The organism is Halobacterium zhouii, from assembly GCF_021249405.1.
In the GTDB taxonomy this organism is placed as follows: domain Archaea; phylum Halobacteriota; class Halobacteria; order Halobacteriales; family Halobacteriaceae; genus Halobacterium; species Halobacterium zhouii.
Map to the genome: position 1 here is coordinate 1,225,354 of NZ_CP089593.1, position 17,963 is coordinate 1,243,316.

A 17,963-nucleotide genomic window follows, 5' to 3' on the forward strand; every position below is an offset into this window, starting at 1 on the left:
GCGGCGCTACGCGGTGCTGTCGGACGTGACGCGCGAAAGAAATGTGGTGTGCTGTCGAAGCGAAGCGGGTGATTCGTCGAACTGAATCAGCCGAAGAGGTCGCCGAGGCCCTCGCCGCTGGCCTCCTCGTCCTCGTCGTCGCCCTCGTCTTCTTCGGCCTCGTCCTCGGACTCCTCGTCCTCGGACTCCTCGTCCTCGGACTCGGTCGACTCCTCGGCGCCGCCGGCCGCGCCCGCGGCGGGCGCTGCGGGTGCAGCGGCGGCCTCCTCGACTGCCTCTTCGATGTCGACGTCCTCCAGCGCGGCGACGAGCGCCTTGACGCGGGATTCCTCGACATCGACGCCGGCGGCCTCGAGGACGCCGGTGATGTTCTCTTCGTTGATCTCTTCACCAGATTCGTTCAGGATGAGTGCTGCGTAAACGTATTCCATTGTTATCCGAACATCTCCCCGAGGCCCTCTGCGCCGTCGCCTCCGTCGTCATCGTCGTCGGAGTCGTCGGCGTCAGCCTCGGTCTCAGTGTCTTCGTCAGCCTGTGCTTCGTCTTCGTCCTCGTCCTCGTCGGTGTCGGGCGCCGCGGCCGCGGGCGCCTCGATGTCCTGGAGGTCCTCCGGCAGGGCCTCCTCGTCGTCGATCTGCGCGACGAGCGCGCGGACCTGCGCGTCTGCCTTGCTCACGAGGTCGTCCGCGAGGTCCGGGCTCTCGATGGAGGCCTGCAGGCCGAGGCTCTTGGCCTCGCCGCTGGCCTTCCGGACGAGCAGCGGAACGCTCTCGGCGGTCGGGTAGTTCGCGTTGACCGCGAGGTTGCGCGCGGACGCCGCGGCGGACTGGATGTCCGCGCGGTACTCCTCGACGTCGATGGCCAGTTCCTCGGGGCCGAACAGCACGCCCTCGGAGTACACGGCCTTCAGGTCGAGACCCACTTCCTTCGGCTCGATGCCGAGTTCCGTGAGCACGTTCGCGACGTCGTTGGACACCGTGCCGCCTTCCTCGACGACGACGGAGTCCTCGAGCACCTGGATGGAGCCCTCCTGGATTCGCGCGTTCGCGCCGATCTGCTGGAGTTCACCGACGAACGGACCCGGGTCGATGCCCGTGTCGCCCTCCGGGATGACGATGTCGTTGGGGGCGACCTCGCCGGCGTTGATGGGCGCCGGCGTCTTCGAGGCTTCGAGTTGCTTGTACAGTCCGAACGGGTTGTCGTTCGTGACGACGAGTCCGACCTCGCCCGAGATGTGTTCGGTGAGGTCCTCGACGCCCGCGTCGACCTCCTCGAGTGCGCGCACGAGCAGCGTGTTGCGACTCATGCGGAGCGCGGCGCTGCCGTGCAGGCCGCGTCGCATCTCCTGGAGCTGTCGGCTCGGAATGCCCGTGACGTTCACGACGCCCACGCTGTCGTGGGACTCGATGAGGTCGACGAGGTCGCCGACCTCCTCTCGCTTCCACTCGGGAATGTGGTCTGTCGTGCGTTCGCTGTCGGCGGACATGTTAGGCCACCTCCACGGAGGGGCCCATCGTCGTCTTCACGTAGACGGAGTCGATGTTGAGCGGCCCCTTCTCGAGGTCGGCGTGCAGACGGCGCAGGATGACGTCGATGTTCGACGCGATGTCCTCGGTGGACATGTCCTCCGCGCCGACGCGCGTGTGGAACGTGCGTCGGTCACGGCTGCGGATCTGCACGGTGTTTTTCATTCGGTTGACGGTTTCGACGACGTCGTCGTCGGGCTGGAGCGGCGTCGGCATCTTGCCGCGCGGACCGAGAACTTGACCGAGCGCACCCGCGATGTCCTGCATCATGGATGCTTCGGCCACGAAGAACTCCGTTTCTGCGGCGAGGTCCTTCGCGGCGTCGGTGTCGTCGCCGAGGTCGGCGAGGTCGTCGGAACCGAGAACCTCGTCTGCGACCTCCTCGGCGCGAACCGCGGTCTCGCCCTCTGCGAAGACCACGATGTTCGTCTCCTGTCCGGTGCCCGACGGCAGTACGACGCCCTCGTCGATACGCTGTGACGGGTCGTTGAGGTCGAGGTCGCGCAGATTGATAGCGAGGTCCACGGTTTCGCGGAAGTTCCGCTCAGGAGCCTCATCGAGTGCGCGAGTTACGGCCTCTTGAATGTCGTTGTCTGCCATCTTTCACCTCCGTAGTGTGTCGACCCACTGCAGGTCAGATCTCCTACGGGTCAGTGAAACAGGCGAAGCCTGTCTCGGCTCGAAAGAAGTGTATGGCGGCCTTAAAAGCGTCGAACCACGGTCCCCGTGCGAATCGGAGACGGGGCGCTACCGCTGGAGCGTCGTTCGTGAGAAAGACCGCGAGTTGGTGTCGCGGTTCAGGCGCTCGCTTCAGCAGCCTCGCCGAGCGTGTCGTCGTACTCGCCGTCCTCGACGCGCTGGCGGAACGTTCGGGCGTCGTCGCCCTCGATGGTGACGCCCATCGAAGCGCAGGTGCCAGCGACCTCCTTCGCGGCCGCTCGCGTGTCGTACGCGAGCAGGTCGGGCTTCTTCTGTTCCGCGATGGTCTTGAGTTGGTCGATGGAGAGGTCGGCGACGAAATCCTCCTGAGGTTCGCCGGACCCCGTATCGAAGCCGGCCTCGTCTTTCACGAGCGCGGCCGTCGGCGGCACGCCGACCTCGATACTGAACGACCCGTCCTCCTCGTACTCGACGGTGACAGGAACCTCGGTTCCGTCGAACGCGGCGGTCTGGTCGTTGATTTCTTCGACGACCGCCTGTACGTCGACCGGCGTCGGACCCAGCTCGGGACCGAGCGGCGGGCCGGGATTGGCCTGGCCGCCCGCGACGAGCACTTCTATCGTCTCAGCCATACTCCGAAGAATCCGTGCCGCGAATTTAACCCTTGCCTTTCAGGGGAGCGCGACTCCCTGCCGAGTGAGGTAGTCGTTCACGTCCTTGATGGCGACCGGACTGCCGATGATGCGGGCAGCCTCCCCCGCCTCGTGGACCGTAACGTCGAATTCGGTTTCGACGTCGTGTGCCACTCCCTCCAGCGTCGTCACTGGGAGAACGATCTGCGTACTGTCGCGCAAACTGGAGGGTGAGGGCATCACCTGGTTTTTTACTAGGCTGTGTATCAATGTATCGAAGTTCCCGGAGGAGGAGAGTCGGAGAGGGAAAGCGCTTTTCGGCGGGAGCGGCCTACCACCGAGTGATGGGACTGGAGGAGGATATCGAATCGCTCGAAGAAGAAATCTCCGAGACGCCGTACAACAAGTCGACGGAGTCACATATCGGCCGGTTGAAGGCGAAACTCGCCGAGAAGAAGGAGAAACTCGAGGCCCAGCAGTCCGGCGGGGGCGGCAGCGGTGGCTACGCCGTCGAACAGCACGGCGACGCGACGGTGGCACTCGTCGGCTTTCCCTCGGTCGGCAAGTCCACGCTCATCAACGCGATGACGAACGCGGACAGCGAGGTTGGCTCCTACGAGTTCACGACGCTCGACGTCAATCCGGGGATGCTGGATTACCGCGGCGCGAACATTCAGATTCTCGACGTGCCGGGACTCATCGAGGGCGCGGCGGGTGGGCGCGGCGGCGGGAAGGAGGTCCTCTCGGTCATCCGCACCGCGGACCTCGTGGTGTTCATGGTGTCGGCGTTCGAACCCGAGCGCTACCAGCGCCTCGACGACGAACTGTACGGCGTGAAGATTCGGGTCGACGAGGATCCCCCGACCGTGAACATCACGAAGAAGGGGAAAGGCGGCATCGACATCAACTCCTCCGGCGAGATGGACCTCGACCACGACACCGTGCGCGAGATCCTCCGCGAGCGCGGGTTCGTGAACGCGGACGTCACCATACGCGGCAACCCCGACGTCGACGAACTCATCGACGGCGTGATGGACAACCGCGTCTACATGCCGTCGATGGTCGTGGTGAACAAGGTCGACCTCATCGAACCGTCGTACGCCGACACGATGCGCGAGAACATGCGCGAGGCCGGCATCGACCCCGACGACGCAGTGTTCATCTCCGCCGTCGCGGAGAAGGGCCTCGACTCGCTGAAGGAACGTTTCTGGGAGGAACTCGGCCTCATCCGCATCTACATGGACAAGCCCGGCCGGGGCATCGACTACGAGGAACCGCTCGTTCTCCGCGAGGGCGACACGCTCGACGACGCGCTCCACAAACTCGGCGGCACCTTCGAGGAGCGCTTCCGGTTCGCACGCGTAACCGGCGATTCAGTGAAACACGACGACCAGCAGGTCGGGCGCGACCACGTCTTCGCGGACGAGGACGTACTCCGCATCGTCGCGCGGAAGTGAGCGAGTGATATGGATCGACGTCGTTTCGCAGTCGTCGCCCTCGCCGGCGTCCTTCCCTGGGTCATCGTCACCTGGGACACCGGCTGGTATCCGCTGTTCTCCGTCGGCTTCGCGAGCGTCTCGCCGTTCTCGTTCACTACGCTACCCACGTACCTCGCGCGCGTCGGCAACGTCCCGAGTCACCTCAGCGGATGGCCGCTCGCGACGATGCTGTACGTCGTCGCGCTGGTGACCGCTGCGATGGACGAGGCCGACGCGTACGTCGTCGCCGGCTTTCTGGGCCTCGCGGCGTTCAACGTCGGTCTGCTCGCGCTCTCGGTGTCCGACCAGCAGGGCATTCTCGCAGTGCCGCTGGGCGTCGTCTGGTTGCTGGTCGCGGGCGCGTGGGTCGTGTACGAGGAGTGGCCGACCGAGTCGCACCGCTGAAAGACAGCCCTCCCTTCCGCCTCCGGTACGCTTAACGAGCGTCCGAACAATCTCCCGGACATGAGCGACTTTCTGCTCGACCATACGATGATGCGCGTCGGCGACCTCGAAGAGTCACTCGACTGGTATCGGTCCCACCTCGACTACGTCGAGTACGGCCGCTGGGAGGCCGACACGTTCACGAACGTCTACCTCGGGCCCGAGGACCGCCACGAGCAGGGCGCGCTCCTCGAACTCACGGAGAACCACGACACCGACGAGTACGAGATGGGCGACGCGTTCGGCCACATCGCGGTGCGCACCGACGACGTCTACGACGCCTACGAGGAACTGATGGACGAGGGCGTCGAGGACTACCGCGACCCGGACTCCTGCGGTGGCTCGTACGCGTTCGTGAAGGACCCGGACGGCCACGAGGTCGAGATCGTCGAGCGAGACCACGGCGCAGAGTGGAGTCTCGACCACACGATGGTTCGCGTCGAGGACGCAGACCAGCAACTGGGCTTCTGGACGCGGAAGTTCGAGTACGAGCACACGGGCCGCTGGGAGTCCGACACGTTCGCCAACTACTTCGCGAAACCCCAGGACGCCGCCGAGGAGGCGATGGCGGTCGAGTTGACGTACAACTACGACGGCCGTTCCTACGAGTTCGGTCGCGGGTGGGGGCATCTCGCGGTGCGCGCCGACGACCTCCACGAGGACTGGGAGACGCTGCTGACGCGGGAGGCCGAGGACTACCGCGACCCCGCGTCCTGTGACGACAACTACGCGTTCACGAAGACCCCGGACGGCCACGAGATCGAGGTGCTGAACCCCGACGATTCGCCGATGGATCGCTCGGCCTGACGCGCGGCGAACGCAGCGACCGGCCCCGGAGCGGTGAGCCTGACGGCGGGCTTTTCCTCGTTCGCCACGTACTGAGTGCATGGAACTGCTCGAGACGCTGAAGCCGGACTTTCTGAAGCCGAAGTGGAAGTGCGGGAGCTGCGGGAAGACTTACCGACGGAATCGGCGGAGTTGCTCGAACTGCAACAGCACCGTCTTCGAGAAACTCCGCTGACCGGCGGCCCCTACTCCGCAAGCAGTTCGTCCGGCGCGTCAGCCAGCCCCGCGAGCGCGTCCTGCTCGACGTGATGCAGGTCGCCGGGAATCACGAGCAGGTGGAGCGGGTCGCCGAAGTCTTCCTCGGCGAGCGCGGCCAGCGTGTCGGCGCGGACGGTTGCGTCGGGAGCGCCGGCGCGCGCGACGACGACGCCGAGGGCGTCTGGATTCCAATGTTCCGCGAGCAGGCCGGCGGCGTGGCTTGCGGTCATGTACTCGTCGCCGTCGGCTCTGGGATGGTCCACCTTGATGTCGAGGTAGCACAGCGTGTGGAGGCCGCGCTCGCGGTTGTCCTCGATGGTCTCGACGACTGAGCCTGGGACGCCGTCGGCGCCGTGGGCCCACTCGAAGGGGAGCGTCGTCGCCTTCCCGAAGCGGTAGTTCTGGAGGCCCGTCAGGCTCGACGCGGCGGACTCGGCGGTCGGCGCGTGAATCACGCGAGTGTCGATGCCGCGCTCCTCGGCGCGCAGTCGGAGGTCGACGTGAGTCGTCGATATCATCGTGTCGCCCGCGGTGAGGAAGACTGCGTCTCCGGTCTCGGCAGCGTCGAGGATGGGTTCGGGGTCCTGTTCGACGCCCGCGCGGTCGCGCACTTCGATGTCGATTCCGTGGTGGTCCTCGAGGTCCGCGACGTCCGCACCGACGAGGTGGCTGGTGTAGAACTCCGCGAACGCGCGGTCGGTGGCGGCGATGGCGTCCGCGCCCTCGACTGTGACCGAGCGCTCGTCGTAGAGTCCGAGACCGACGAACGTGAGCATACCCGTGGTTGTGGCGGCGCGCGTTATAGGCTTTCGAGTCGATAGCAACGTGGTGCGTCGACGCCGTCGGCGGAAGCGACACCGGTAAGGCGGGCGCGTGCGGAAATTCGACAATGGCAGTGCCGTGCGTTCGCGTCCGTCCGGAAGACGGCGAAGCGACTCGCCGACGACTCGCGGCGGACGACCTGGTGGACGACGAGTACGCCATCACGGCGAGCGACGGCTGGCTCTACATTCCCGTCACCGACGCCGACGCCGTTCCCGGGGAGTTCGACGTCGTCGAGTTCGACGCGCCGGAGCGACGGACGCCCACGAACCCCGCGGACGTGCTGGGGTTCGAGCCGACGTACGAGCGCCTCGGCGACGTCGTCATTCTGGACGAGGACGACCCGGAGCGCGCCCAGCGCATCGCCGACGCGATACTGGAGTCCGACGTGCGCGCCGAGAGCGTGGTCAATCGCGCGTCGAAGGTGAAGGGCACCGAGCGCGTGCGCGACTGGGACGTGCTCGCGGGTGACGGCACCGAAGCCGTGCACCGAGAATACGGCTGTGAGTTCGAGTTAGACCTCGCTACGGTCTACTTCTCGCCGCGACTCGCCACCGAGCGGCACCGCGTCGTCGAGCAAGTGGAACGCGAGGGCGAGCACGTCTTCGACATGTTCGCGGGCGTCGGCCCGTACGCGGTGCCGATGGCGAAAGCAGGCGCGGAAGTGGTGGCGACGGACATCAACGAGGACGCCATCGCGTACCTCGAGCGCAACGCCGAGCGCAACGGTGTAGCCGACCGCATCACCGCAATCGTGGGAGACGTCCGCAACGTAGTTTCGGGCTCGTCGCGCGAGCAAAGCGAGCGCGACGGTGTGCGCGACGTCGCCAGCGAGTACGAGAACTGGGCGGACCGAATCGTGATGAATCTCCCGCACACCGCCGACGAGTTTCTCGACACCGCGGTGGCGCTGGCGGGCGACGACTGCGTGATCCACCTGTACGACTTCGAGCACGAGGACGACCCCTACGGCCCCGCCGAGGCAGCGATTCGGGCGGCGGCGGAACCCGAGTACGACGTGGAAATCGAGACGCGACGGACGGTTCGGTCGTACGCCCCCCACGAACTGAACGTGGTGGTGGACGCCCGCCTCACCCGCCGGTGATTCGCAAGGCTTATTTCTCGAATCCGGCTACGGTAGATTGGATCCCGCGCCGGTATAGCTCAGATTGGTAGAGCGATTCCTTCGTAAGGAATAGGCCGAGGGTTCAAATCCCTCTACCGGCTCTTTCTGCGACGTCAAAAGATTGCGGAGCGTTTTTGCCATCCGTGAACCGTGCGAATCCACGACGAGCGATATGGAGAAGAGCGTACTCGTGGGTTCAAGTGGCGCTACTCGTCGTACGGTTCGATGTGGGCTGTGACTTGTTCTGCGTTCTCCGAAAGCGCGACCATGTCCCGTTCCTGGCTGTACTCGACGATGTCGGCGTCCTCGAGTTTCGGGACGTGTGTGTGGTAGAGCGAAACGTAGATGCGTTTCACTTCCTCAGGGGAGATGTCGGCGATGTCGGTGTCGTTCTCCCACACCGCGATCTCGTCAGCCATGTCAGCTAGGGCCATCGGACCTCCGTACTTCTGGAGACAGTGTAGCGCAAACCGGCGCCGTTGGCTGCTGAGGACGGCGAAGACGTCGTCCTCGGGAATCGTGTCGGTGTTCGGCATCATCGATTCCACGTCCGACGGGCCGGTTATGTTGTTCGACACACCCGGTCTTGTACTTGTTCGGGGATGAGGGCGTTGACTCACAGATAACGCCATTCATATGGGGGCGGTAGTTCGGCGACCAGTCGGTCATTCCCGGGCTTCGACCGGCTCGTCACCGACGGTGAGCGCGTGGCGGATGAGATTCGCACACCCGCGGCGGATTCGCTGGGAGACGGCGTTCGAGGAGACGCCGAGTTCGTCCGCGAGGTCGTCCATCGAACTCTGCCGCGGCACGTCGAAGTAGCCGACCTGCACCGCCGTCACGAGCGTGTCGTACTGTTCGGGGGTGAGTCCGTACTCGCGTTGCTGGGGGGCATCGGGGTGGTAGAGCTTGTTGACTTCGAACGTCCGGGTTCGCTCGGCGAAGTACTCCTGGAACGTGGGCACCTGTTCGTCCAGCGCGAACCGAAGTTTGAGTCGCCACTCGTCGACGCGCGCCTTGGCGTCGAGGATGCTGGCGTGCTGGTTGGTGATGTCCGTAATCAGGTCGACGATGTCTTCTGACCAGGTCACCATGTAGAGGGCGCTTCCGTCGATCTCCTCGATGACGTCGACGTCGGCCACCGTCGGGTCGGCCTGCATCTGGTCTCGGAACGACTGGAAGTCGGTGCCGGACACCCAGAGGAACGGCATCACCCACTCGGTGCTGTGGGAGGCGAGTCGCTCCACTTCAATAGTCACGTCCGGGTTCGACGGCAGCGCCTCAGAGAGAAGGAACGAGGTGGCGGGAACAGTGATGTCTGCGACGACGCTCATACGTACAGAAACACGGGAAGACGAATAAGCCACTCCCTGATCCTGATGGTCGTGAGTCACGTTCGAACCGGCAACAACGCCTTTCTTCACCGTTCCCGACTGGAATACCATGGTGGTGCCGTTGAGCACGTCGGCGGCGAGTGGCCACGCCCTGCAGGTCCTGTTTGTGTTCCCGGTGGTGGTCGGAGTGGCGTTGCTCGCGGACCCGGAGCGCGTGCTGGTACTCCACCGGTTCCTCGGTTTTTCCGCGGTCAGCGACGGCGAGGTGGACGTGCGTCTGTGGAGACTCCGCGGCGCAGCGTTCGTCGCGGTGGGCGTGTTCGTTCTCTGGGCGGGCTACCACGGAGTCGCGTAGCAGACGATTCGAGAACCAGAACGCATTTGACTGACCAGCCAGTTAGTTGTAGCAATAACTGACTGGCTGGTCAGTCACTCCGCTATGACAGACGACACCACCGACGAGATAATGGAAGCGACGTACACCGCGCTCTGCGAGCACGGGTACGCGTCCCTGCGGATGCAGGACATCGCGGACGAATCGACGAAGAGCAAAGCCGCCCTCCACTACCACTACGACTCAAAACACGACCTGCTGGTGGCGTTCCTCGAGCACCTCCGGGACGAACTCGCCGGCCGGGTGACGGAGTTCCGCGAGGGCGACCCTAGCGAGCGACTCGCCGAGTTCCTGGACGAGTTCCTCCTCCCCGGCGACGACACCCCCGGCGAGGAGTGGGGGACTGCCATCCTCGAAATCAAGGCCCAGGGACCCTACGACGACGCGTTCCGCGACCGACTCCAGCGCATCGACGACATCTGGGTCGACGTCGTCCGCGAAGCCATCGCCGACGGCGTCGACGCCGGCGTCGTCCGCGAGGACGTCGACCCCGACGATGTCGCCGAGTTCGTCGTCTCGCTCGTGATGGGGACCCAGGCGCGAAACGTCGCTATCGGCTACCCCCGAGAGCGAACCCACGCCTCGCTCACTGACTACATCGAGGAGCGCGTGCTCGTCGACGGAGAGACCCTGGGGGTGGCCGAGGAGTGAGCGTCACTGACAGAGTCAGCGCCCTGTTCAAGGGCCCGGAGGAACTCGAATTGACGTCGGGCAGCATCGCGAAACCCCTGCTCTACCTCTCGCTCCCCATCGTCATCACGAACCTCTTCCAGACCGCCTACAACATCGCGGACACGTTCTGGCTCGGCCAGTACAGCACGGACGCGCTGGCCGCCATCACGTTCGCGTTCCCGATGGTGTTCCTGCTCATCGCGCTCGCGCTGGGCATCTCCGTCGCCGGGAGCGTGCTCGTCGCGCAGTACGTCGGCGCGGACGAGGAGGAACGCGCGGAGTACGCCGCCTCTCAGACGGTGGCGTTCGCGGCAGTCGCCGCCGTGGTCCTGGGCGCCATCGGGTTCGTGTTCGTCGACGAGTTCCTCGTGCTTCTCGGCGCGTCCGCTGACGTTACACCCCTCGCCACGTCGTACATGCAGGTGTACTCGGTCGGACTCGTCGCGGTGTTCGGCTTCGCGGTGTTCGTCTCGCTGATGCGGGGGTACGGCGACACGGTCACGCCGATGCTCGTGATGTTCGGTTCCGTCGTCCTCAACATCCTCCTCGACCCGCTTCTCATCTTCGGGTTCGACCAGAACCCGCTGTTCGGCTACCTCGGCCTGCGCGGCCTCGAATCCCAGTTGTTCGCGCTCACGGGCTACACCGGGTCGGGCATCGAGGGCGCCGCCATCGCCACCGTCTTCTCTCGCCTGCTCGCGCTCGTCGTCGGCCTGGTCATCATGTTCCAGGGGACGCGGGGCGTCCGCATCCGACTCTCCCAGATGAAACCCGACGCGGACTACGCCCGCCGCCTGCTCGACATCGGCGTACCGGCATCCATCGAGGGAACCGCACGCGCACTCTCCGTGAACCTCCTGCTGGTCGTCGTCGCTCTCTTCCCGGACACCGTCGCGGCGGCCTACGGCATCGGCACGCGCGTGTTCTCGGTCATCTTCCTGCCCGCCATCGCGTTCTCCCAGGGCGTCGAGACGATGACCGGACAGAACATCGGCGCGGGGAAACTCGACCGCGCGGAGTACGCGAACCACTACGGCGCGAAGGTGATGCTGGGGGCGCTGACGGCGTTCGGTGCCGTGGTGTTCCTCGCGGCCCACCCCATCGCCGCGGTGTTCACGCAGAACCCCGAGGTCGCCGCGATAGGCGCCGAGTTCCTCCGGTACGCCGCGCTCACGTTCGGGTTCATCGGCGTGATGCGGTCGTACAGCGGCGGGTTCCGTGGCGCCGGTCAGACCCTCATCGCGGCCGTCATCTCCATAGCGATGCTCGGATTCATCCGGCTACCTATCGCGTGGGTCGGCGCCCACCGACTCGGCGTAGAAGGCCTCTGGATCGCGTTCGCGGTGTCGAACGTGCTCGGCGGCGTCATCTCGTACGTCTGGTTCGAGCGCGGAACGTGGCGGGACGCCGACGTCACGGAGGCCCGCGGGCCGTCCGCGGCGCCCGACGCGACCGACGACTGACGACCCCCGGACGGTTACGGCGTTCTCCTCAGGACGCACACGCCCAGAGTCCGGTTCCGTTCGCCTGCGCCTGGTTCTCTGCCGCAGTGAACGAGTCGAGTCGCGCGAACTCCGTCTCGTAGAGGCGCGCGTACCCCCTGTTCAGGAGCGCGTAGTTGAACGACCGCTCCCCCGAAGCGTTCGCGCCGACGGTGACGTACGCGAGCAGGCGCCCGTAGCTCCCGCGCCGGTCACCACCGACGACGACGGTGACGGTCTCACCAGCGAGGCGCTCGGTCGCGAACTGGCTCGCCCGCTCACCCCACTTGCGGAGACACGAGCGCCCCGCTTCGGTGTCCGGGACGCCCTCGAACTCGCCAGGCGACACCTCGACGTGGACCTCCGGCGTGTCCACGCCGAGCAGGCGCACACGCTCCTCGGTTCCGTTCGCGTACTCCACGTCGAGCGTGTCGCCGTCCACCACGTCGACGACGGTCGCCGTGCGGACCTGGGCCGGAGCGGGGTCCGTCGTCTGGCCGCCGATGGAGACGTTTACGGTACAGCCAGCGAGGAGGACAAGTGCAACGACGGCGAGTGTGGCGCGTTTCACGGCGGCGATTCGGACGGGAGGGTGTTAACGCTCGCGGCCCGCGGCGGACGCGGCGACTGCGACGAGACCCGCGAGGACGAGTGCGGCGACGGACACACCCACTCCGAAGCCGGGCATGGACGTTCCGCTGGACTGGTCGTCCTCGCTCGACCGCGCGGTCTGGTTGCCGACCGCGACGGTGTACTCGCCCTCGGTCGGGACGGAGACGGTGACGCGCCGCGTGACGGACTCGCCCGCCGCGAGCGTCGCCTCCAGGGACGCGACCGTCTCACCGTCTACCGTGACGGCGACCGGCCCCGCCGCGGGGGTCGCGTTCGGACTGGACAGCGTCGCAGTCACGGTCACCTGGCCATCGCCGTCGTTCGTCCCGGAGAGCGAGACGTTACTCACCTGGGGTTTCGCTGGCCGCTCGACGACGGCGCCCGTCGACCCCGGGCCGAGAGAGACGTTGTACGCGCCCGCCTCGCCGAACTCGTGGCGAAGAGTGACGGTCGCGGACTCGGAGGGGCGAAGCGTCCCGTTCGTGACCGCCAGAACGTCACCGTCGAGTCCCAGCGTGGCGGCGTACTCGCCGTCCGCGCCGCCGGTGTTCGTGACGTTCGCAGTGACGACGAGCGTCTCGCCGACGTAGAGCGCGGGCAAGGAGTCGAACGACGCGGTCCGGAACGGGCCGGTGACGCGGTACTCCACCGAATCGTACTCCATCTGTGCGGGTTCCGTATCGAACGCCCGCCAGTGCTCGAAGCGCGACCACATCTCGGGCGCACGGCGCGTCTCCGTGTATCGTTCACCGACCGTGGCAACCTGCTCCGAGGCGGCCGCCGCGACCGCCGCGAGCACGTCGTCGTTCGACACCTCGCCGTCGTGTTGGTTGAGTCGCGAGAACACCTCCATCATCGAGTGGCTGCTGTTCGTGGCGAGGCGCACCCGGCGGTCGAGGTCCCCCCAGACGAGACTCCCCTTGACGTAGTCGGCGCCGTACTCCCACGTCCCCGGCCGGGCGAGGACGGAGTCCGCCCACGGCGCCTCGGCGCCCCGGCCGAGGTAGTCGCTGAACGAGTCGAACCCGATCCGGCCCTGTTCGAGTGTGAGCAGCGCCGCGTAGTAGTCCGCGACGGCCTCGACGGTCCACCGACCGCTCGCCGTCGTGGTGTAGTCCTGCCGCGTGTGGACGTACTCGTGGATCCAGACGTTCCCGGGGTCGTCGAGTTCCGCGTCGGCGACCACCCAGAGGTCAGAGCCGCCGTACTCGACGCCGCGTGCGACCCACCGGACGTCGTTGGGCGCGGCGACCAGCCAGACGTTCGGGTCGCGCTCACCGACCCGCATCTGGTCGGACGCCGCGGCGAGCGCGTCGAACACCTCCGCGGGCGACTCCGCCATCGACGCTCGCTCCGGCACGGCGAGCGTGAACGTCTGTTCGTGTGCGGTCCGCGTGTGTGTCTCGACCGGCCCGAGGTACGCGACTTCGCCGCCGGTCGTTCCCGCGCCGGCCACGCTGACACTCGAGGCGAGCGTGACGTTCCGGGCGTCCCGCCAGCGCCACTCCGTTCCGAGTTGCGGGACGGTGACGAGCGCCCAGGCTCCGGCGTCGACGAACGAGTACGACCCCTGCGTGCTGGTGGCTCGTGGACTGTCACTGGATCGGTTGGCGGCCATCGAGAAGCGCAGGGTCGCGGGGTCGGTGCTCCCGTCCCACTCGTACCCGCTGTCCGTCTCGGTGAACGACTCGCTCGTGACGTCCGTCGCCCGGTCCGGCAACCGTACCACGAGCGCCGTCAGTTCCGACGGGACGTCGTACGTCACTGTTACGCCAACCCGCCCCGGTTCGGACGGCGTGAGGTGGAGTCGCATCGACTGCTCGATGGTTGGCGTCGCCGACCGCGCCGACGGCACGTCTGTCGACGCCACCGCTGGCCCAGCGGACGAGCCCTCGGACTGGGCGCTGTCGGCCAGCACACCGCCGGCAAGCGGGCCAGCCACGAGCGACGCGACGATCACCACCGCGAACGCGACCGCCTTCGACATACGTCCCACTCCGAGCGGGAGCTACATAGTCGCCGTGGCCACGACCCAACAACCATTCGAGAATAACCGCGGTACGGGAGGGTCAGTCGGTCCGAGCGTCCGAACCATCGAGGAGAGCACTCGAGTCGCCACAGGCTCCGTCCGACCCGTCCACTCCGGCAGTCCCATCGTCCGCTCCTTCGTCAGACCCGTCTGCTCCCTCGTCCGTCCCTCCGTCCGCTCCCTCATTCGTCCCTCCATCCACTCCCTCGTCCGTCTCGTCGAGCGCCGTGAGCGCGGCGACGAGACACTCGAGAGCGACGCGCTGAGCCACCGCAGACGCGGTCGAGTGGGCGCTCGCGTCGTCATCGACCACGACGATGCGGTCGGCGGCGTCCCGCAACTCGGCGTTCGCGCCGCCAGCGTCCGCGTCGGCGGAAACGACCACGGCGTCCGCTTCCCTGACCAGACGCCGTGCGCGCGCCACCGCGTCCGCGTCGGGCTCGGTGAACGGCGGCACGGTCACGGCGTCGAACCCGAACCGGCGCGCGGTGTCGTGGTCCGTGTCCCCCTCGACGACCGGCCCCACGGTGGCCGGACACTGCGCGTCCGCGAGTCGCCGGAGCACCGGAGCGGCGGCGTCACCGCCGCCGAGGACGTGAACGCGGCTGTCCAGGTCGGCTACGGGGTCGGGGAGTGGCGTCACCGTCGGTTCGCCGGTTACGGCGTCGGTGCCGACCGCCACCCGTGCGTCGAACGCGTCGCGGACGGCGCCGGGCGTGAGCACGTCCTCGGCGGGCCCGGAGTCGACGACGCGTCCGTCCGCGACGAGCACGAGTTCGTCGCAGTAGCGCGCCGCCAGGTCGAGGTCGTGGATGGCCGCGACGACCGCGCGGTCGGCGTCGTCCGCGAGGCCACGGACGAGTTCGAGCGTGCGAATCTGGTGGTTGACGTCGAGGCTCGCAGTCGGTTCGTCGAGCAGGAGCACGGGCGCCTGCTGGGCGAGTGCGCGCGCGAGTAACACGCGCTGTTTCTCGCCGCCGGAGAGCGATGTGACGTCGCGGTCTGCGAACTGCGCGACCTCCGCGCGCTCCATCGCACGGTCGACGGCTCCCGGGTCGTCGTCGCTCCCGAACCGGGGAATGTGAGCGTGGCGCCCCATCTCGACGGTCTCCCGGACGGTGAACTCGAACGAGAGATTCGTCTCCTGGGGAACGCTGGCGATGCGCCTGCTCGCGGCCTTCGAGGTGAGTTCGTGGACCGCGTCGTCGTCCACAAGCACCGTGCCGCCCTCGGGTTCGACGACGCCGTTCATCGCGCGAAGGAGCGTGGACTTCCCGGCACCGTTCGGGCCGACGACGCCGACCAGTCGCCCGTCGTCGACGCTCGCACTCACTGCGTCGAGAATCTGCTCGCCGCCGAGTTCCACGTCCACGCCACGCACGTCGAGGGTCACCGCAACTGCACCTCCATCACAGCGAATGCACCTCCCGGTCGCGGAGCAAGTAGAGGAAGAACGGCGCGCCGACGAACGCGGTGACGATGCCGACGGGAAGCTGGGCGGGCTGAGAGCGCGCGATTGTGTCTGCGACGACGAGGAACGCCCCGCCCATCATCGCGCTGGTCGGTAGCAGGACGCGGTGGTCGGGGCCGACGAGCAAGCGCATCGCGTGCGGGACGACGAGCCCGACGAAGCCGATGATTCCCGCGACGGAGACGGCGGCCGCCGTGACGATGCTCGACACTACGAGGAGGATTCGCTTCGTCCGTTCGACGTCGACGCCGAGCGTGTGCGCGTCCTCCTCACCAGCGAGCAGGACGTTCATGTCCCGAGCGTACGCGAACAGAATGACGCTCCCGATGACGATGGTCGGGAGCACGAGTTCGACTTCGTGCCAGCGCGCGCCGTTTAGGCGCCCCATCAGCCAGTACATCGCCTGTTCGATGCTTTCGCCGGAGTGGACGACGACGAAGGACGTGACTGCACCGAGGAACGTCTGTACGGCAACGCCAGCGAGCAGCAGCGTGGCGACGGGGGTGCGGCCGTTCTGCGTGGCGAGGGCGTAGACGGTGAACGCGGCGGCCAGCGCGCCGACGAACGCCGCGGTCTGAACGCCGAATGGAAGGAGCGCGGGCAACGTGAGCGCGGTGACGGCGGCGACCGCTGCGCCCGAGGAGACGCCGATGATGGAAGGGTCGGCCATCGGATTCCGGAAGAACCCCTGCATGACGGTGCCAGCGACCGCGAGACCGGCGCCGACCGTCGCGCCGAGAACGATTCGGGGCATCCGGAGGCTGCCGACGATGTACTGCGTGGTTCCGGGGACTGCGAAGTTCAGTGGCGACGTGTAGCCGACGTCGAGGACTGGCAGGGGAATCGCGCCGACGAGCGGGAGCGGCCGCGTCGCCATCGACATCGAAAGCGAGGTAGGAAGCGCGAGCGCGTCCAGCGCCGCGAACGTGACCGTCTGGACGGGGATGGACACCGAGCCGATGGTGGCGCTGACGAGGACGACTGCGACGAGAACGACGAACGTTCCGGCGGTCCACGCGCTCGCCCTGGTGTACGCTCGCATCTGCCCAAACGTGGTTGCTTTAGGTAAATATTTATTTCGTTAGGCCAGTCGGATACGTATGCGCAGAAGTGCAACCCTGTTTGGAATAATACTACTTGTACTGTCAGCGACGGCGCCAGCGCTCGGCGTCGCCGGCGCTCAACCCGCGGCACAGGACTCGCTCGAATGCTCGTTCCCTCTCACGGTTACCGACGCGAGCGGGCACGAGGTGACAATCGGAGAGGAACCCCAGAAAATCGTCACGCTCGGCGCGAGCGCGGCACAGACGATGTGGGAAATCGGCGCCAAGGAGAAGGTCACCGGCATCTCGATGTTCGCGACCTACCTCGAAGGCGCCGACTCTCGCGAGGTCGTGCTCTCGGGACGACCCGCCACAGTCGACACCGAACGAGTCGTCGAGATGAACCCCGACCTCGTGTTCGCGTCGAACATCATCCAGAACGACACGGTCTCCCAGATTCGGGACGCCGGCATCAACGTCTACCGCTTCTCGATGGCGACCGACATCGAGACCATCTACGAGAAGACCAAACTGATGGGCCGACTTTCCGGCGAGTGTGAGGGCGCCGAACAGACCGTCGACGCCATGCGACAGCGCGTGAACACCGTCGAATCCGCCGTTTCCGGCGAGGACAAACCCCGCGTGTTCTACGGCACCGGCGCCGGCTTCACCGCCGGCCCGAACACGTTCATCGGGCAGGTCATCGCGAAGGCCGGCGGCCACAACATCGCCGCCGAGGCCAACGCCAGCCGCCCGTACTTCAAGATGTCCGCTGAGTTCATCGCCGAACAGGACCCCGAGTATGTCGTCGTAGGCGTTCCCCCGAGTCAGCTCGGCAACGAATCGCGCTCGTACATTCCACAGGACTCCGTCGTTCGTAACACGACCGCGTGGGAGGAAGGCAACATCGTCGTCGTGAACCGAAACTACCTCAGTCAGCCCGCACCCCGCATCGTCCAGCCGATGACTGAGCTGGCGAGTGCCTTCCACCCGGAGGCGTACGCAGCGGCGAACACCACGTCGACCACGGAACCGACGACCACTCCGCCAGCGGCCACGACCGACGCGGCGAGTGATGGCGGAACCAACACTGGAACCCCCGGCTTCGGCATCGCCACCGCGCTCGTCGCCGTGCTCGGCGCTGCGCTGGTCGCGCGCCGATAGCCTCCGACACCGTTTAACCGCCGGGGTGGAT

Annotated in this window: 20 protein-coding genes, 1 tRNA gene and 1 pseudogene; 10 read left to right on the plus strand and 12 right to left on the minus strand. The window is 66.7% G+C overall.

Translation table 11 applies throughout. From position 1 onward, the window contains the following. Nucleotides 1-86 precede the first annotated feature (86 nt). The 5 genes from rpl12p to LT970_RS06360 form a co-directional block, all read right to left on the minus strand. Nucleotides 87-431 (minus strand): 50S ribosomal protein P1, encoded by a 345-nt coding sequence (gene rpl12p / locus LT970_RS06340; protein ID WP_232688627.1) that lies wholly within the window; start codon nt 429-431, stop codon nt 87-89. A 2-nt stretch (nt 432-433) separates the two neighbouring features. After that, a complete protein-coding gene (locus LT970_RS06345) occupies nt 434-1,486 on the minus strand; it encodes a 50S ribosomal protein L10 (RefSeq protein ID WP_232688628.1) in 1,053 nt (350 codons plus the stop codon). 1 nt (nt 1,487) lies between these two features. After that, nucleotides 1,488-2,126: a 50S ribosomal protein L1 gene (locus LT970_RS06350; RefSeq protein ID WP_232688629.1), complete on the minus strand. Its 639-nt coding sequence runs from the start codon at nt 2,124-2,126 to the stop codon at nt 1,488-1,490. 197 nt (nt 2,127-2,323) lie between these two features. Beyond that, nucleotides 2,324-2,818: a 50S ribosomal protein L11 gene (locus tag LT970_RS06355; RefSeq protein ID WP_232688630.1), complete on the minus strand. Its 495-nt coding sequence runs from the start codon at nt 2,816-2,818 to the stop codon at nt 2,324-2,326. A gap of 39 nt (nt 2,819-2,857) precedes the next feature. Next, entirely contained in the window at nt 2,858-3,058 is a 201-nt protein-coding gene (locus LT970_RS06360; RefSeq protein WP_232688631.1) for a VNG_1110C family protein, read from the minus strand. 104 nt (nt 3,059-3,162) lie between these two features. Here LT970_RS06360 and LT970_RS06365 point away from each other — a divergent pair, with 104 nt between their 5' ends. From LT970_RS06365 to LT970_RS14615, 4 genes are all read left to right on the plus strand, one after another. Then, nucleotides 3,163-4,275 (plus strand): OBG GTPase family GTP-binding protein, encoded by a 1,113-nt coding sequence (locus LT970_RS06365; protein WP_232688632.1) that lies wholly within the window; start codon nt 3,163-3,165, stop codon nt 4,273-4,275. Between the two features lie 9 nt (nt 4,276-4,284). After that, nucleotides 4,285-4,701 (plus strand): DUF8050 family protein, encoded by a 417-nt coding sequence (locus LT970_RS06370; protein WP_232688633.1) that lies wholly within the window; start codon nt 4,285-4,287, stop codon nt 4,699-4,701. Nucleotides 4,702-4,761: 60 nt separating this feature from the next. After that, on the plus strand, nt 4,762-5,547 hold the full coding sequence (locus LT970_RS06375) for a VOC family protein (RefSeq protein ID WP_232688634.1): 786 nt from the start codon (nt 4,762-4,764) through the stop codon (nt 5,545-5,547). A 79-nt stretch (nt 5,548-5,626) separates the two neighbouring features. Beyond that, nucleotides 5,627-5,761, plus strand: a complete 135-nt coding sequence (locus LT970_RS14615; RefSeq protein WP_269785477.1) for a hypothetical protein — start codon at nt 5,627-5,629, stop codon at nt 5,759-5,761. Nucleotides 5,762-5,771: 10 nt separating this feature from the next. On the opposite strand, the gene dph5 is transcribed toward LT970_RS14615, so the two are convergent. Further along, entirely contained in the window at nt 5,772-6,560 is a 789-nt protein-coding gene (dph5, locus tag LT970_RS06380; RefSeq protein WP_232688635.1) for a diphthine synthase, read from the minus strand. 113 nt (nt 6,561-6,673) lie between these two features. Here dph5 and LT970_RS06385 point away from each other — a divergent pair, with 113 nt between their 5' ends. Continuing rightward, on the plus strand, nt 6,674-7,711 hold the full coding sequence (locus LT970_RS06385; RefSeq protein ID WP_232688636.1) for a class I SAM-dependent methyltransferase: 1,038 nt from the start codon (nt 6,674-6,676) through the stop codon (nt 7,709-7,711). Nucleotides 7,712-7,759: 48 nt separating this feature from the next. Then, nucleotides 7,760-7,833: transfer RNA gene (locus LT970_RS06390), tRNA-Thr, on the plus strand. Between the two features lie 105 nt (nt 7,834-7,938). Here LT970_RS06390 and LT970_RS06395 read toward each other — a convergent pair. After that, on the minus strand, nt 7,939-8,310 hold the full coding sequence (locus LT970_RS06395; protein ID WP_232688637.1) for a DUF7344 domain-containing protein: 372 nt from the start codon (nt 8,308-8,310) through the stop codon (nt 7,939-7,941). Between the two features lie 87 nt (nt 8,311-8,397). Continuing rightward, nucleotides 8,398-9,066 (minus strand): helix-turn-helix domain-containing protein, encoded by a 669-nt coding sequence (locus LT970_RS06400; protein WP_232688638.1) that lies wholly within the window; start codon nt 9,064-9,066, stop codon nt 8,398-8,400. 109 nt (nt 9,067-9,175) lie between these two features. Between LT970_RS06400 and LT970_RS06405 the strand changes: the two genes are divergently transcribed. The 3 genes from LT970_RS06405 (at nt 9,176) to LT970_RS06415 (ending at nt 11,595) form a co-directional block, all read left to right on the plus strand. Then, nucleotides 9,176-9,421, plus strand: coding sequence for a hypothetical protein (locus LT970_RS06405; RefSeq protein ID WP_232688639.1), 246 nt, complete (start codon nt 9,176-9,178; stop codon nt 9,419-9,421). An 84-nt stretch (nt 9,422-9,505) separates the two neighbouring features. Continuing rightward, entirely contained in the window at nt 9,506-10,111 is a 606-nt protein-coding gene (locus tag LT970_RS06410; protein WP_232688640.1) for a TetR/AcrR family transcriptional regulator, read from the plus strand. Beyond that, nucleotides 10,108-11,595, plus strand: a complete 1,488-nt coding sequence (locus LT970_RS06415) for an MATE family efflux transporter (protein WP_232688641.1) — start codon at nt 10,108-10,110, stop codon at nt 11,593-11,595. Before LT970_RS06410 ends, LT970_RS06415 begins: the two co-directional genes overlap by 4 nt. Nucleotides 11,596-11,623: 28 nt before the next feature. On the opposite strand, the gene LT970_RS06420 is transcribed toward LT970_RS06415, so the two are convergent. From LT970_RS06420 to btuC, 4 genes and pseudogenes are all read right to left on the minus strand, one after another. Continuing rightward, nucleotides 11,624-12,184 (minus strand): thermonuclease family protein, encoded by a 561-nt coding sequence (locus LT970_RS06420; protein ID WP_232688642.1) that lies wholly within the window; start codon nt 12,182-12,184, stop codon nt 11,624-11,626. Between the two features lie 24 nt (nt 12,185-12,208). Further along, nucleotides 12,209-14,212, minus strand: a complete 2,004-nt coding sequence (locus tag LT970_RS06425) for a hypothetical protein (protein ID WP_232688643.1) — start codon at nt 14,210-14,212, stop codon at nt 12,209-12,211. Nucleotides 14,213-14,453: 241 nt separating this feature from the next. Further along, nucleotides 14,454-15,647: pseudogene (locus LT970_RS06430) on the minus strand (ATP-binding cassette domain-containing protein); the annotation flags it as partial. A 16-nt stretch (nt 15,648-15,663) separates the two neighbouring features. Then, nucleotides 15,664-16,767 carry a vitamin B12 ABC transporter permease BtuC gene (btuC, locus tag LT970_RS06435; protein ID WP_232688644.1) on the minus strand — a complete coding sequence of 368 codons (1,104 nt, stop codon included), beginning with the start codon at nt 16,765-16,767 and terminating at the stop codon, nt 15,664-15,666. 58 nt (nt 16,768-16,825) lie between these two features. Between btuC and LT970_RS06440 the strand changes: the two genes are divergently transcribed. Then, nucleotides 16,826-17,932: a PGF-CTERM-anchored ABC transporter substrate-binding protein gene (locus LT970_RS06440; protein WP_269785478.1), complete on the plus strand. Its 1,107-nt coding sequence runs from the start codon at nt 16,826-16,828 to the stop codon at nt 17,930-17,932. Nucleotides 17,933-17,963 lie beyond the last annotated feature (31 nt).